General features: G+C 61.5%; 11 protein-coding genes. 10 read left to right on the top strand and 1 reads right to left on the bottom strand.

What is annotated here, in order from left to right:
• A complete protein-coding gene (locus tag Q2K57_RS02550; RefSeq protein ID WP_304526048.1) occupies positions 1-585 on the top strand; it encodes a TetR/AcrR family transcriptional regulator in 585 nt (194 codons plus the stop codon).
• 100 nt (positions 586-685) lie between these two features.
• Here Q2K57_RS02550 and Q2K57_RS02545 read toward each other — a convergent pair whose 3' ends face one another.
• A complete protein-coding gene (locus Q2K57_RS02545; protein WP_304526047.1) occupies positions 686-1657 on the bottom strand; it encodes a glyoxylate/hydroxypyruvate reductase A in 972 nt (323 codons plus the stop codon).
• A 277-nt stretch (positions 1658-1934) separates the two neighbouring features.
• Between Q2K57_RS02545 and doeA the strand changes: the two genes are divergently transcribed.
• The 9 genes from doeA (at position 1935) to Q2K57_RS02500 (ending at position 14588) form a co-directional block, all read left to right on the top strand.
• Positions 1935-3134 carry an ectoine hydrolase DoeA gene (doeA, locus tag Q2K57_RS02540; protein ID WP_304526046.1) on the top strand — a complete coding sequence of 400 codons (1200 nt, stop codon included), beginning with the start codon at positions 1935-1937 and terminating at the stop codon, positions 3132-3134.
• A gap of 10 nt (positions 3135-3144) precedes the next feature.
• A complete protein-coding gene (doeB, locus tag Q2K57_RS02535; protein ID WP_304526045.1) occupies positions 3145-4176 on the top strand; it encodes a N(2)-acetyl-L-2,4-diaminobutanoate deacetylase DoeB in 1032 nt (343 codons plus the stop codon).
• 7 nt (positions 4177-4183) lie between these two features.
• Positions 4184-4654 (top strand): Lrp/AsnC family transcriptional regulator, encoded by a 471-nt coding sequence (locus Q2K57_RS02530; RefSeq protein WP_112054251.1) that lies wholly within the window; start codon positions 4184-4186, stop codon positions 4652-4654.
• Between the two features lie 153 nt (positions 4655-4807).
• Positions 4808-5677 (top strand): carbon-nitrogen hydrolase family protein, encoded by an 870-nt coding sequence (locus tag Q2K57_RS02525; protein WP_112054252.1) that lies wholly within the window; start codon positions 4808-4810, stop codon positions 5675-5677.
• Between the two features lie 184 nt (positions 5678-5861).
• Positions 5862-7331 (top strand): biotin carboxylase, encoded by a 1470-nt coding sequence (locus tag Q2K57_RS02520; protein ID WP_112054253.1) that lies wholly within the window; start codon positions 5862-5864, stop codon positions 7329-7331.
• Complete coding sequence (locus tag Q2K57_RS02515; RefSeq protein WP_304526044.1) at positions 7331-8377, top strand: C45 family peptidase; 1047 nt, start codon at positions 7331-7333, stop codon at positions 8375-8377. The genes Q2K57_RS02520 and Q2K57_RS02515 overlap by 1 nt, the downstream gene beginning before the upstream one ends.
• A gap of 78 nt (positions 8378-8455) precedes the next feature.
• Positions 8456-11245 (top strand): aminotransferase class I/II-fold pyridoxal phosphate-dependent enzyme, encoded by a 2790-nt coding sequence (locus tag Q2K57_RS02510; protein WP_304526043.1) that lies wholly within the window; start codon positions 8456-8458, stop codon positions 11243-11245.
• Between the two features lie 310 nt (positions 11246-11555).
• Entirely contained in the window at positions 11556-13049 is a 1494-nt protein-coding gene (locus Q2K57_RS02505; RefSeq protein WP_112054256.1) for an NAD-dependent succinate-semialdehyde dehydrogenase, read from the top strand.
• A 132-nt stretch (positions 13050-13181) separates the two neighbouring features.
• On the top strand, positions 13182-14588 hold the full coding sequence (locus Q2K57_RS02500) for an aspartate aminotransferase family protein (protein ID WP_304526042.1): 1407 nt from the start codon (positions 13182-13184) through the stop codon (positions 14586-14588).
• The last annotated feature ends 13 nt before the right edge of the window (positions 14589-14601 follow it).

Here is a 14601-nt window from a genome sequence, read left to right as displayed (position 1 = left end):
ATGACCTCCAAGCATGCCACTACCCGCGACACCCTGATTCAGGTCGGCGCCGAGCTGATTGCCGAACAGGGCTACCACGCCACCGGCATCAATGCCGTACTCAAGGCATCAGCGGTGCCCAAGGGCTCCTTCTATCACTATTTCTCGAGCAAGGAAGATTTCGGCCTTGCCGTGATCGAGGCCTTTGCCGACACCTATGAGCAACGCCTGGACGAGCTGCTCGACGATGATCGCCCCCCGCTTGAGCGGCTGCAGCGCTTCTTTGCTGCAGGGCGTGCCGATATGGCCGACTGTGACCACAGTCGTGGCTGTCTTATTGGGAATCTGGGCCAGGAACTGTCGGCGCGGAACGCGCTGTTTCGCGAGCGGCTGGACGGCATTCTCAAGGAGTGGGAACGTCGGCTGGCTGTCTGCCTGGAGCAGGCCCGGAGCGCAGGCGACATTGCGCCAGACACCGATAGCGAGGCCCTGGCGAGCTTCATCCTGGCCGGCTGGCAGGGGGCGCTGCTGCGGGCCAAGACTCTCAAGTCGGTGACGCCCATGCAGCACTTCGAGGATATTCTTTTCGCCCGAGTGCTGCGCTGACCCCTATGTTTCTTGGCGCCCGTTTCTAAGCCCCCGTCAGGCCGATAGTGACCTTCAGCTTATTTTCGTTCAGGTTCTTGGACGGGGTCGCCGCTCTGGCTCAGTAGCCCGCGGTGGGGTCGACGCTTGGCACCTGTTCGCCGGCCTGCCAGGCCTTGAGGGTGTCTATTACCTGCTCAAGGGCTGCATCACGCGGCGTGGGGGCGGCCATGTGCGGGGTAATCAGTACGCGCGGGTGTCGCCACAGTGGGCTATCGGCAGGCAGCGGCTCGTACGCAAAGGCGTCCAGCACCGCGCCCCGTAGCCGTCCGGTGTCGCCGTTTCCGTCATCTTTTCCGTACCTAGTCTCGGCGTCGACGGGCCCCAGCGCTTCAAGCAGGGCGGCCTCGTCGATCAGGCTGCCGCGTCCGGGGTTGATCAGGCTGGCGCCAGGGGGCAGGGCGGCCAGGGTCTCGGCGTTGATGATGTCCCGGGTCGCTGGCGTGTTCGGCAGCAGGGTGACGAGGCTCTTGACCTGGCCAAGCAAGGTCGCGAGGCCTTCCTTGCCGTGATAGCAGCGGATGCCGTCCAACGCCTTGGGGCGGCGGCTCCAGCCGTGAACCGGAAAGCCATCGGCAGCCAGCGCCTGTGCCACTCGCGCGCCGATAGCGCCAAGCCCCAGTACGCCTATACCCCATTCGGCCTTGGGAACCAGTGGCTGTTCCTGCCACTGGATGCGTGCCTGCTGGCGAGCGTAAAGATCGAAATCGCGTTGGAAGTGCAGCACGGCGTAGCGTACGTAGTCGATCATCGGATCGGCCATGCCGGCATCGCGTAGCTTGACGATTGGTACACCCGCCGGCAGGGCCGGGTTGTTGAGCAGGGCGTCCACGCCAGCACCGAGGTTGATGATGCCCTTGAGCCCTTTCTGCTCCTCGAACAGCCAGGCGGGTGGCTGCCAGGCGACCAGGTAGTCGGCATTCTGGCGTGCCTCCAGGGAGACATGACTGGTGATGACCGTGGCCGTTGGCAGAGCCTTGGCGATGGCTGTTTGCCACTGCTCGGCATCGGCGGCGTGGATGAGAATCTGCATGACAATCGGCTCCTGTGCGGCGGCTCTAACGCGGGGCTTGGGCGGGCTCTCACGATCCGGCAAGAAAAGACAATAAAGCCTTTGACGGAGGGCTCAACGCCGGTGCTAGTATCAGCACTAGGTCAATGACCGATGATTGTCATAATCGAGTGTCAAGCACTTGATAGCAATCACTGTTTGTCAGTAGCAACGACATGTTGGTGGCGATAACACGCCCTATGGTCCCGGCCTTGGTCAGCAAGGCCGGTTTTGGTGATTCTTTGATGGCGAATGGCCCATGATTCAGGTAACCCTGCCCTTCACCCGTGAGGAGTACGCAAGCCGGCTGTGGAAGGTGCGTGCTGAGATGGCCAGCCGTGGTATTGACGTAATAATCGTCAGTGATCCCTCCAATATGGCTTGGCTAACCGGCTACGATGGCTGGTCGTTTTATGTTCACCAGTGCGTGCTGGTAGGGCTCGAGGGCGAGCCGGTCTGGTATGGCCGGCGAATGGACGCCAACGGCGCCCTGCGGACCTGCTGGATCGATCCGGAAAATATTACCTACTACCCGGATTACTACGTGCAGAATCCGGATATGCATCCCATGGACTACCTGGCTCAGACCATCCTGCCGTATTACGGCTGGCATCAGGGCGTGGTGGGCATGGAGATGGACAACTATTACTTCTCGGCCAAGGCCTACCAGAGCCTGCTGCGCGAGCTGCCTCACGCCCGCTTCATCGATGCCAATGCGCTGGTCAACTGGTGTCGGGCCATCAAGTCGCCGCAAGAAGTCGAGTACATGCGCGTGGCGGCGCGGATCGTCGAGGGAATGCATTCACGTATCCTCGAGATGATCGAGCCGGGGTTGCCCAAGAGCAAACTGGTCTCCGAGATTTACCGGGTCGGTATCGAAGGCTGGCGCGATGACCAGGGCAAGATCTTCGGCGGCGACTATCCGGCCATCGTGCCGATGTTGCCGACGGGCAGCGATGCCGCAGCACCACACCTGACCTGGGACGACACCCCCTTTCGCAAGGGGGAAGGCACCTTCTTCGAGATCGCCGGTGTCTTCAAGCGCTATCACGCGCCGATGTCGCGTACCATTTATCTGGGCACACCGCCGCGTGACTTCATTCGCGCCGAGTCGGCATTGCTCGAGGGCATCGAAAATGGTCTGGCCGTCGCCAAGCCCGGCAACCGCTGTGCGGACATCGCCATGGCCCTGGGCTCGGCCATGGACAAGTACGGCTTTGACCGTGGCGGCGCTCGCTGCGGCTATCCCATCGGCATCAGCTATCCGCCGGACTGGGGCGAGCGGACCATGAGTCTGCGCCCGTCTGACGAGACCATTCTCGAACCTGGCATGACATTCCATTTCATGCCGGGGCTATGGGATGAGAACTGGGGCCTGGAAATCACCGAAAGCATTCTGATCACCGAGACAGGCTGTGAAACGCTGGCCGACTTCCCACGCCAGCTGTTCGTCAAATAAGGAGACCTTCATGAGCATGTCAGCCAGCCGAGTGCGGCCAAGCCCCATTTCCGCCACGGTCGACTTCGAGGCCGAAGGCGTCCAGCACGGTTTCCTCAAGCTGCCGATCTCCAACGACGAGTCGGCCTGGGGCGCGGTGATGATCCCGATTACCGTGATCAAGCACGGAGAGGGCCCCACGGCGCTGTTGACCGGCGGCAATCATGGCGATGAGTACGAGGGCATGACTGCGTTGATGAAGCTGGCCAACGGGCTGGATGTCGAGCAGGTCCACGGTCGGGTGATCATCGTGCCGATGATGAATACCCCGGCCGCTCAGGCCGGCCGACGGACCTCGCCAATGGACAGCGGCAACCTCAATCGCAGTTTCCCGGGCAATCCGGATGGCGGAGTGACCGAACAGATCGCCGACTACTTCACCCGCTATCTGGTGCCGATGTGCGATGTGGTGCTGGACCTGCACTCGGGGGGGCGCACCCTGGATATCGTGCCTTTCGCCGCCTCGCATCAGCTCGAGGACCGGGACTTGCAACGCCGCGCCCTGGAAGGCGCCAAGGCCTTCGGTGCGCCCACGGCGATGATGATGTTCGAGCTGGACGCCGAGAAACTCTTCGACACGGCCGTGGAACGCCAGGGCAAGGTGTTCGTGGCCACTGAGCTTGGCGGCGGCGGCACCACAACACCGGAGCGCCTGGTGATCGCCGAGCGTGGCGTCAACAACTTCCTGATTCACTTCGGTCTGATCGATGGCGAGCTCGAGGGGCCGGCCGAGCCTCAGGTCTACGTCGATATGCCGGATGCCTCCTGCTACGTGCAGAGCGAGCATCAGGGGCTGCTGGAACTGACGCTGGCGCTGGGTGAGCCGGTCCGCGAGGGCGAGGTAATCGCCCGGGTCTATGACATGAGCCGCACCGGCACCGCGCCGATCGAGTACCGCGCCGAGCGCAGCGGCCTGCTGGTGGCGCGTCGCTTCCCGGCCCAGGTGTGTATGGGCGATACCATCGCGGTCATCGCCGATATCGTCGACGCCCTGGACGGATGAGACCACGATGAAGCTCGATCGTTATGATCTGAAGATCCTCGAGATCCTGGCCGAGGACGGCCGCATTACCAAATCGCGACTGGCCGAGGCGATCAATCTTTCGGTCAGCCCCTGTTGGGAGCGGGTGCGGCGACTGGAGAAGGCCGGCATCATCGAAGGGTACGGCGCGCGCCTCAATGCCCGGATGGCGGTGCGCCGGACGCCGGTCTGGGTGCAGATCGAGCTCAAGTCGCATCATGCGGGCGATTTCCAGCGCTTCGAGGCAGAGGTCATGGCTACCCCCGAGGTCACCGAGTGCGTGGCCGTGGGGGGTGGTGTCGATTATCTGATCAAGGTCGAAGCAGAGACCATCGATGCCTATCAGCGGCTGATCGACGGCTGGCTGATGTCGGAGATCGGTATTCAGCGCTATTTCACCTATATCGTCACCAAGACCGTCAAGCATACGGCCCCACCGATTGAGCTTGCGTCTGATTAAATGGCGCCCGTGTAAATCTCGTGGATTCCACTTCACGCAAAACTGACATAAGCTGGAAACGTAGCGAGCAGTTTGGCGATATCGCCTACTACGAGGGTGATTGGCGCACAAGGCGACCAATCGTTTTTAGGCTATCGCAATGCAGAGGTTCGCATGTCTTATTTTACGATTGCAGGGGTTCAGCTCCAGGCACCCCACCACGGTGACAACACCGATGCTATGCGCGCTCGCATCGAAATGCTGGTGGCGCGCTTCCCCCATGTTCAGATGGTGGTGTTCAGCGAGCTGATGGCTCATGGCGCTTCCCCACTGAACGCGCAGCCCATGCCCAGCGGTACCGAGGCCATGTTCTGTGAGCTGGCCGAGAAGCATCGCCTGTGGCTGATTCCAGGCTCGATGTTCGAACAGGTCGGTGAGCTGGTCTATAACACCCTGAGCGTGATCAATCCCCAGGGGCAGGTGGTCAATCGTTTCCGCAAGATGTTCCCCTTCCGTCCCTACGAGGCAGGTGTTGAAAGCGGTACCGAGTTTGTGGTGTTCGACGTGCCTAACATCGGTCGCTTCGGCGTCTCGATTTGCTACGACATGTGGTTCCCGGAAACCACGCGTACCCTGGCAGCCATGGGCGCAGAGGTGATCCTGCACCCGACCATGACCGACACCATCGATCGTGATATCGAACTGTCCATCGCGCGCACCAATGCGGCGGTCAACCAGTGCTATTTCTTCGACATCAACGGTGCTGGTGCGCTGGGTAACGGCCGCTCGATTGTGGTCGGGCCGTCGGGGGATGTCATTCACCAGGCGGGCATCGGCGAAGAGGTCATGCCGATCGAGATCGATATGACACGGGTGCGTCGCGAGCGTGAGGCGGGGCTGCGGGGACTGGGTCAGCCACTCAAGAGCTTCCGTGACCGTCAGGTGGACTTTTCGCTGTACCGGAGCGAGACCCGTTCCACTCCCTTCCTCGACACTTTGGGCCCGCTTGCGAAGCCAGCGCGTCAGGATATCGAACCATACTGATCGCCTCTCGCGTTGATGGGCGGCGTGTACTGAAAAGGAGTTCATGGTGGTAACCCCTATTATTCAAGGTTTACGACGTCTGTTTTCTCGCCTGATGAGTCACAAAAGCGCCGCCCAGAGTGGCGGCGCTTCACCCTCCGCCTCGCAAGCAGCGCAGGAACGTCACCCAAAAGGAGCCAGCTCCATGACAACAACACTAACCAGCATCTCCGATGTGCGCCGTTTCTTTCATAACAACAAGGAGCCGGTCTACTTCATTTCGGCGACCAACTTCAACCTGCTGGGGATCGGCGACTGGGTGGGTAATTTCCGCCACATCAATTACATCAACTGCTTCGATGACAAGCAGAAGAACGTTTTCGTGCCCAAGGAGAAGTTCCCGCGCGACTTCGAGAGCATCGAGGACATCAACAACTATCTGCTCGAGCATAAGGAAGTCATCGACTATATCCGTTCTCGTGGCGAGCAGGGGGTGGCTGCCTTCCTGATGTTCGACGAGCACACCGAGGAAATCTGCGAACAGCTGGGGCTGCGGGTGGCCTTCCCGCCGGCCAAGCTGCGTTCGCGGATGGACAACAAGATCGAAACGGTGCGTATCGGCAACAAGGTTGGCGTACCCAGCGTGCCCAACGTGCTGGCCAAGGTCGACAGCTATCAGCACCTGATGGAAGTCAGCAAGGAGCTGGGCACCAACGATCTGGTCATCCAGTCGGCCTATGGCGACTCCGGCCATACGACCTTCTTCGTTTCCAATGAAGACGAGTACTACCGCCACGCCGAAGAGATCGAGGCCGAGGAAGAGGTCAAGATCATGAAGCGCATCAACTGCCGCGGCTCGGCCATCGAAGCCTGTGCGACGCGCTGTGGCACCGTGGTGGGCCCACTGATGACCGAACTGGTCGGCTTCAAGACGCTGACACCCTACAAGGGCGGCTGGTGCGGCAACGAGATGTTCGCCGGTGCCTTCACCCAGGAAGTGCGTGACAAGGCCCAGGAATACACCAACAAGTTTGGCGAGGCGCTGCGCGAGGAAGGCTATCGTGGCTACTTCGAACTCGACTTCCTGATCGACATGGACACCAACGATGTCTATCTGGGCGAACTCAATCCGCGGGTTACCGGTGCCAGCTCGTTGACCAACGTGGCTGCCTTCGCCCATTCGGATGTGCCGCTGTTCCTGTTCCACCTGCTTGAGTTCTCGAGCCAGGATTTCGATATCGACATCCAGGCCGTCAACGATCGCTGGGCACACCCTGATAGCATCGATAGCTGGAGCCAACTTGTGATCAAGCACACCGATGAAACGGTGGATCTGCTGACACAGGCGCCGCAGTCCGGCGTCTGGCGCATGGCGGTGGACGGTAGCATCGCATTCGATCACTACGATTCCCACCCACATGCCGCCGAGAGCGAGCAAGAGGCCTTCTTCATGCGCATCAGTGGCGTTGGCGACTTCCGCTATGAGGGCGCGGACCTCGGCATCCTGATCACCCGTGGACGACTGATGGATGATGACTTCCAGCTCACCGAGCGCGCCAAGGCCTGGATCGATGCCATTCGTGGGCAGTATGCCGGTCAGTCGGTGCAGGATCCGGTGGTGGAGCAGGTGGCCGTGAATCATGCGGTGGGCGGCGGCAACTTCAAGATTCTTTGATGAAGGATACCGCTATGGGACGGGCCGGCCGCCAGTGGGGCGCTGACGCGGTCAAGCAGCTGGCCTTTCGCACCGTCCATGAGCCGCAGGCTGGCGTGAAGTGGCAATCGCTGTTTGACCTCCACTGGCCGGCTTATGAGCGCTGGTTCTTGTCGGAAGGCGAACGGGAGCGGCCAGGGTATCTGGCCGGCTTCAATGCCATGCGACGCCACATGCCCGAGCTGCTGCCGACCTACGAGCGTTTGTGTGAGCTCGCTGGCGGCGGTGATCTCTCCTCGCGCATGCTAAGTCTCTATCGCCCGCCAGCCTATATCACCGGTTGTTCACAGGCCGTGCTGGCCAACGGCAACAGCAATCTGCTGGTGCGCAACTACGATTACCCGCCCGAGCTGTGCGAGGGCACCATCCTGTCCTCGTGCTGGAACGGGCGGCAGGTGATCGCCATGACCGACTGTCTGTGGGGTGTGCTTGACGGCATGAACGACAGCGGCCTGGCGGTGTCGCTGGCCTTCGGGGGGCGGACCGTGGTTGGCGACGGCTTCGGTGCGCCGATGATCCTGCGCTATATCCTCGAGTTCTGTGATACCACCCCCGAGGCGGCCGAGGTGTTGGCGCGGGTGCCGACGCACATGGCCTACAACATCACCGTCGATGATGCCCAAGGGCGTTACATCACGGCGATGATTGCGCCGGATCGCAAGGCCACCATCAAGCGCGTGCCGGTGGCGACCAACCATCAAAAGAAGATCGAGTGGTATGCCCACGCGTTGGCGTCGGAAACGCTGATCCGCGAGCGACAGCTCTCGATCCTGGTCGATGACGACGCCACTACCGAAGAGCGTCTGGTCTCTGCGTTCTTCGCACCGCCGCTTTACCGCACCGACCACCGTCGCGGATTGGGCACCGTTTACACCTCGGTGTACCGGCCTCTACAGGGGCGCGTGCAGTTTCATTGGCCGTCGCACGACCTAGACCTGAGCTTCACGCATTTTCCCGAGACCAATTTCATCATTCACTACGGGCCCCGGCACCACGGTGCCGGCTAGCCTCTCTATAACGCTGCATGCGGGCAGGATGCTTGTGGCGGATGTAATAATGACAAGCAGCACTGCTGGGGAAGGACCATGAGCGATACGATTGGAACAGACACGCCGTATACGGCCCTGGGGTTCTACCACAAGATCTCCCAGCTTCGTGCCGATACCTGGAATGCTCTCAAGCGGGATCTTGGCAAGCTGATCCACCTCAAGGACGACGCCCAGTCCCGAAATCTGGTCAAGGCCGTCGACATCAAGCTGACCCGCCTGGAGATCATCGAGGACTACCACGCTTTCCCCTCCAAGGAAGATTTTCGCCACCTTTGGCACCTGTTCAACCGCCAGGAATATTCGCTGCTTGAGAAGGTGGTCAAGCGCCTGGTGCGGGCGATGATCAGCGAGTCCTACCGTCGTCGCCAGGTCGATCTCAGCGAGACCGACGCCGATGCGGAAGACCTCGAGACCCTGGATGCCCTGGCGCAGCTGCGTCGCGGTCACCCGACCTCCAACAGCTCCTCGCAGCCCTACTTCGAGGTGTTGATCGTCGATGCCATGTCACTGCAGGAAGAGGAAGTGGTGCGCGAGGCGTTCCATAACCTGCGGCGCCCCGAAGACAAGTTCGTCTACGATGTGGTGACGGTGCGCAGCTTCGAGGATGCGTTGATCGCGATCCTAGTCAACCCGAACATTCAGGCCTGCCTGATTCGCTACGAATTCCCCTACAAGTCGAAGTACAATCTGAGCGCGCTGCGCAACTATCTCGAAGGTATCTCCGAAGTCGAACTCGAGACCAAGTCCGAGGCCGAACGCAGCATTCTGCTGAGCTCAATGATTCGCGAGATTCGCCCGGAGATCGATCAGTTCCTGGTCACCAGTGGCGATGTGGAAGTCACCGCCAGCCGAGATATCCGTCACTTCAACCGGATTTTCTACCGCGAAACGGACTATATCGAGCAGCACCACACCATCCTGCGTGCCATCGACAACCGCTTCCGCACGCCGTTCTTCGATGCGCTGCGGGAGTATAGCCGCAAGCCCACCGGGGTCTTCCATGCCATGCCGATCTCCCGGGGCAAATCGATCACCCGCTCCCACTGGGCGGGGCAGATGATCGACTTCTACGGCATCAATATCTTCCTGGCGGAGACCTCGGCGACGTCCGGCGGGCTGGATTCCCTGTTGCAGCCCTATGGGCCGATCAAGAAGGCCCAGGAGTACGCGGCCCGCGCCTTTGGTTCGCGGCAGAGCTTCTTCGTCACCAACGGCACCTCGACGGCCAACAAGATCGTCGTGCAGGCGCTGGTCAAGCCGCGCGACATCGTGCTGGTCGATCGCGACTGCCACAAGTCGCACCACTACGGCATGGTGCTGAGCGGCGCTCACGTGGCCTATTTGGATTCCTATCCGCTCAACGATTATTCGATGTACGGCGCCGTGCCGCTGCGCGAGATCAAGAAGACCCTGCTGGAATACAAGCGTTCGGGGCAGCTCGACAAGGTCAAGATGCTGCTGCTGACCAACTGTACCTTCGACGGCGTGGTCTACAACGTGCGTCGGGTCATGGAAGAGTGTCTGGCCATCAAGCCTGACCTGGTCTTTCTGTGGGACGAGGCCTGGTTTGCCTTTGCCACCTTCAACCCGACCTATCGCCCGCGCACCGCGATGCATGCCGCGCGCCATCTGCGCGACCGCTATCGCAGCGAGGAGTATGCCGCGGAATATGCCGCCTGGAAGGAAGAGTTTGATCAGCTGGATCCAGATGACGATGCCACTTGGCTCGATCGGCCGCTGATGCCGGACCCCGAGACCGTGCGGGTGCGTACCTATGCCACCCACTCGACCCACAAGACCCTGACCTCGCTGCGCCAGGGGTCGATGATTCACGTCTACGATCAGGACTACCGCCAGAAGGTCGAGGCGCCGTTCCACGAAGCCTACATGACCCACACCTCGACCTCGCCCAACTACCAGATTCTGGCCTCGTTGGACGTGGGACGCATGCAGGCTGAGATGGAAGGTTTTGAGCTGGTGCACTCCCAGGTCGAGGCGGCGCTATCGTTGCGCGAGCAGCTCTATACCAACCCGTTGTTGAAAAAGTATTTCGAGGTGCTCAAGAACAGTGATCTGGTGCCTGCCGAGTTCCGCCAGTCAGGGGTCGAGACCTACTACGACCCCAATGCGGGCTGGAACAAGATGGAAGAGGCCTGGGCCCAGGATGAGTTCGTGGTTGACCCGACGCGCATCACCCTGTCGATCGGCAAGACGGGTATCGACGGCGATGCCTTCAAGAACGACTACCTGATGAACCAGTACGGTATTCAGATCAACAAGACGTCTCGCAACACCGTACTGTTCATGACCAACATTGGCACTACTCGCGGGGCAATCGCCTACCTGCTGGACGTACTGATCAAGCTGGCCAAATCCTTCGATCGACGCTGGGAGGAAAGCAGTCGTCCGGAACGCAAGATCATTGAGCATCAGGTCAAATCGCTGATCCATGATCTGCCGCCGCTGCCGGACTTTAGCCGCTTCCATGATGCTTTCCGGCCCCATGTGGAAGCAGGCACACCCGATGGCGATATTCGCCGCGCCTACTTCCTCAGCTACGACGAGGAAAATACCGAGTACTTGCGCTTCGACAATGGCGAGCTGCAGCGAGCCATGACGGCTGGACGAGATGTCGTCTCGGCGAGCTTCGTGATCCCCTATCCGCCGGGCTTCCCGGTCTTGGTGCCGGGCCAGGTGATCAGCGAGGAGATTCTCTACTTCCTGCAGGCTCTGGATGTCACGGAGATCCATGGCTATCGCCCGGAGCTCGGTTTGATCGTTTTCACCGAAGAGGCGCTGCTGGCGACTTCCGAAGGCGCTGATTGACGCCTTCGGGCCGCTCCTAGCCCCACCACTCACTGCCAAGCATCACCTTCGCCTCGGCCACTCGGCCGGGGCGAAGGCGTTTCTGGGCCCCGTTTTTGCCGGTCGTAGGCCTGCCTCTGCTGGCTAAGAGTGTCCAACAGAAGATTCTGCTGCTTTCGGCCTTAACACGAAAAAAACCTGGCGCTGATGGCGATCCAACAAAAAGTCTCGTCCTCCTGGGCGCCGTACTCTGTATGCATGAGGCGGCATTGGCCGCCCGGTCGTATTTTAGCGTGAGCGCCACGGGCGCTGCTTTTCCAGGAGGTGTTTCATGAAAGTGTCCACGACGGTGACTCAGCGGCTCGACGATCCGCGCCTGTTCCGCCAGTACGCCTATGTTGATGGCAAGTGGACCCACGGTGATGGTGGCCGCGAGGAGGCCGTGACCGATCCGGCCACTGGTGAGGTCCTGGGCCATATCCCCTGGCTGGAAGCCGACCAGATTCGCGGCGCTGTGGACGCCGCCGAGCGTGCCTTCGTCCAGTGGCGTGCGCTGCGTGCCGACGAGCGCGCCGACCGTCTGCTGGCCTGGTACGACCTTCTGCAGGCGCACCGCGAAGACCTGGCCATCCTGATGTCCATGGAGCAGGGCAAGCCGCTACCGGATGCCCGCGGCGAAGTGGAATATGGCGCCAGCTTCATCAAATGGTTCGCCGAGCAGGGCAAGCGTACCTTCGGTGAAACCATTCCGAGCCACATTCCCAATGCGGCCCTGGGCACCATCAAGGAGCCGATCGGTATCGCCGCCCTGATCACGCCCTGGAACTTCCCGCTGGCGATGATCACTCGCAAGGCGGCTGCCGCCATGGCCGCCGGCTGCCCGGTGATCGTGAAGCCGGCCGGCGAGACGCCGTTCTCGGCGCTGGCGCTGGCCGAGCTTGCCGAGCGGGCCAGTATTCCCGCGGGTATCTTCAACGTGGTATTGGGCGAGCCCGCCGAGGTGTCCTCGATCCTGTGCAAAGAGGAGCGCGTCAAGGCGCTGTCCTTCACCGGCTCCACCCGGGTTGGGCGGCTGTTGCTCGAGCAGAGCGCCGGCACCGTCAAGCGTGTCTCGCTGGAGCTTGGCGGCAACGCGCCCTTCATCGTCGGCCCGGATATGGACCCGCATGAGGCCGCCCTGGCGGCGGTCGCTGCCAAGTTTCAGACTGCCGGCCAGGATTGCCTGGCGGCCAACCGCATCCTGGTGCACGAGTCGATCCATGACGCCTTCGTCGAGCACTTCGCCGAGCGCATGGCGGCGCTGACCGTCGGCAACGGCCTGCAGAGCGAGGTCGATCTCGGCCCGCTGATTCACGGCCAGGCGGTCGAGAAGGCCTCGAGCATTGTCGACGACGCCATTTCCCGGGGCGCGACCCTGGTGGCCGGCGATCAGTCGGCGGCGCCCGGACCCAACTTCTTCATGCCGGTGCTGCTGACTGGTGTGACCCGCGAGATGAAAGTCTGGCGCGAAGAGAACTTCGCCCCGGTGGCCGGCATCACCGCCTATAGCGACGACGATGAAGTCATCGCCATGGCCAACGACACCGAATACGGCCTTGCCGCCTATGTCTACACCCACGACATCCGCCGCATCTGGAAGCTGATGCGGGCGCTGGAATACGGCATGGTCTCGGTCAACTCGGTCAAGATGACCGGGCCGCCGATTCCCTTCGGTGGCGTCAAGCAGTCAGGGCTTGGGCGTGAAGGCGGCGTCAGCGGCATCGATGAGTACCTGGAGACCAAGTACTACTGCCTGGGCGCCCTGGGCTCCGTGTCAGGAAGCTAGCCAGGCCATCGAACGCACAGCTCCCAAGACACAGCTCCCAATACAGAGCTCCCAAGATTAGTGGTCTTGAATAATTGATTTGAACCTTCTCCCCGGTGGGATGCCGGGGAGCACGAGAAAAGAGAGAACGAAATGAGCCAGCAGCACCAGGAGCTGATCGATCGCGACCGCAAGGTCACCTTCCATGCGTCCACGCACCTGCGTGACTTTGCCCATGGCGATGCGCCGGGCCGAGTCATTACCGGTGGCAAGGGCATCAATATTGTCGATATGGATGGTCGCGAGTTCATCGACGGCTTTGCCGGCCTGTACTGCGTCAACATCGGCTATGGCCGCACTGAGGTGGCTGACGCCATCTACAAGCAGGCCCTGCAGATGTCCTACTACCACACCTATGTGGGGCACTCCAACGAGGCGCAGATCGAGCTTTCAGAGAAGATTCTCGAGCTGGCCGGTCCCGGCATGTCCAAGGTCTACTACGGCATGTCAGGCAGCGATGCCAACGAGACCCAGCTCAAGCTGGTGCGTTATTACAACAACGTGCTCGGCCGCCCGCAGAAGAAGAAAGTCATTTCGCGGATGCGTGGCTATCACGGCTCTGGTATCGCATCGGGTTCACTGACCGGTCTGAAGGCGTTTCACGATCATTTCGACCTGCCGATCGATACCATCCGCCACACCGAGGCGCCGTATTACTACCACCGTGCCGCCGAGCAGGAAGGCATGAGCGAGCAGGAATTCTCGGCCTACTGCGCGACCCGGCTCGAGGAAATGATTCTCGCCGAGGGCCCCGACACCGTGGCCGCCTTCATCGGCGAGCCGGTGCTCGGCACCGGTGGCATCGTGCCGCCGCCGGAAGGCTACTGGGCAGCGATCCAGGCGGTGCTCGACAAGTACGACGTGCTGCTGATCGCCGATGAGGTGGTCTGTGGTTTCGGGCGTATCGGCACCAACTTCGGCAGCCATCACTACGGCATCAAGCCGGACCTGATCACCGTGGCCAAGGGCCTGACCAGCGCCTACCAGCCGCTGTCCGGGGTGATCGTCGGCGATCGGGTATGGAAGGTGCTGGAGCAGGGCACCGGTGAATACGGCCCGATCGGCCACGGCTGGACCTACTCCGGTCATGCGCTGGGCTGTGCGGCGGGGCTTGCCAACCTCAAGATCATCGAGCGCGAGGGCCTTACCGCCAACGCCGCCGAGACCGGTGCCTACCTGCAGCAGCAGATGCAGGCGACCTTCGGGGATCACCCGATCGTCGGCCAGACGCGCGGCGTGGGGATGCTGGCCTCGCTCGAGTTCTCCGCCAATCCGGCCAAGCGCGCCCACTTCGATCCGAGCCTCAAGGTTGGCCCGCGGATCGCCGCGGCGGCCTTCGAGGAGAACCTGATCGCGCGTGCCATGCCGCAGGGCGATATCCTCGGTTTCGCGCCGCCGCTGATTACCACTCCCGACCAGGTCGACGAGATCATCGCGCGCGCCAAGCGCGCCGTGGACAAGGTGACCGACGAACTCACCGCATCGGGCGATCTGCGCTGAGCGAGGCCAGGTC

The sequence above is a fragment of the Halomonas sp. I5-271120 genome (assembly GCF_030553075.1).
Taxonomy (GTDB): Bacteria; Pseudomonadota; Gammaproteobacteria; order Pseudomonadales; family Halomonadaceae; genus Onishia; species Onishia taeanensis_A.
Note: the sequence above shows the minus strand (reverse complement) of the source record. Positions and strands in the feature narration are given on the sequence as shown.

Coding starts and splice junctions, on each gene's coding strand:
- Q2K57_RS02550 (WP_304526048.1), top strand. CDS start 1: ATGACCTCCAAGCATGCCACTACCCGCGACACCCTGATTCAGGTCGGC.
- Q2K57_RS02545 (WP_304526047.1), bottom strand. CDS start 1,657: ATGCAGATTCTCATCCACGCCGCCGATGCCGAGCAGTGGCAAACAGCC.
- doeA (WP_304526046.1), top strand. CDS start 1,935: ATGATTCAGGTAACCCTGCCCTTCACCCGTGAGGAGTACGCAAGCCGG.
- doeB (WP_304526045.1), top strand. CDS start 3,145: ATGAGCATGTCAGCCAGCCGAGTGCGGCCAAGCCCCATTTCCGCCACG.
- Q2K57_RS02530 (WP_112054251.1), top strand. CDS start 4,184: ATGAAGCTCGATCGTTATGATCTGAAGATCCTCGAGATCCTGGCCGAG.
- Q2K57_RS02525 (WP_112054252.1), top strand. CDS start 4,808: ATGTCTTATTTTACGATTGCAGGGGTTCAGCTCCAGGCACCCCACCAC.
- Q2K57_RS02520 (WP_112054253.1), top strand. CDS start 5,862: ATGACAACAACACTAACCAGCATCTCCGATGTGCGCCGTTTCTTTCAT.
- Q2K57_RS02515 (WP_304526044.1), top strand. CDS start 7,331: ATGAAGGATACCGCTATGGGACGGGCCGGCCGCCAGTGGGGCGCTGAC.
- Q2K57_RS02510 (WP_304526043.1), top strand. CDS start 8,456: ATGAGCGATACGATTGGAACAGACACGCCGTATACGGCCCTGGGGTTC.
- Q2K57_RS02505 (WP_112054256.1), top strand. CDS start 11,556: ATGAAAGTGTCCACGACGGTGACTCAGCGGCTCGACGATCCGCGCCTG.
- Q2K57_RS02500 (WP_304526042.1), top strand. CDS start 13,182: ATGAGCCAGCAGCACCAGGAGCTGATCGATCGCGACCGCAAGGTCACC.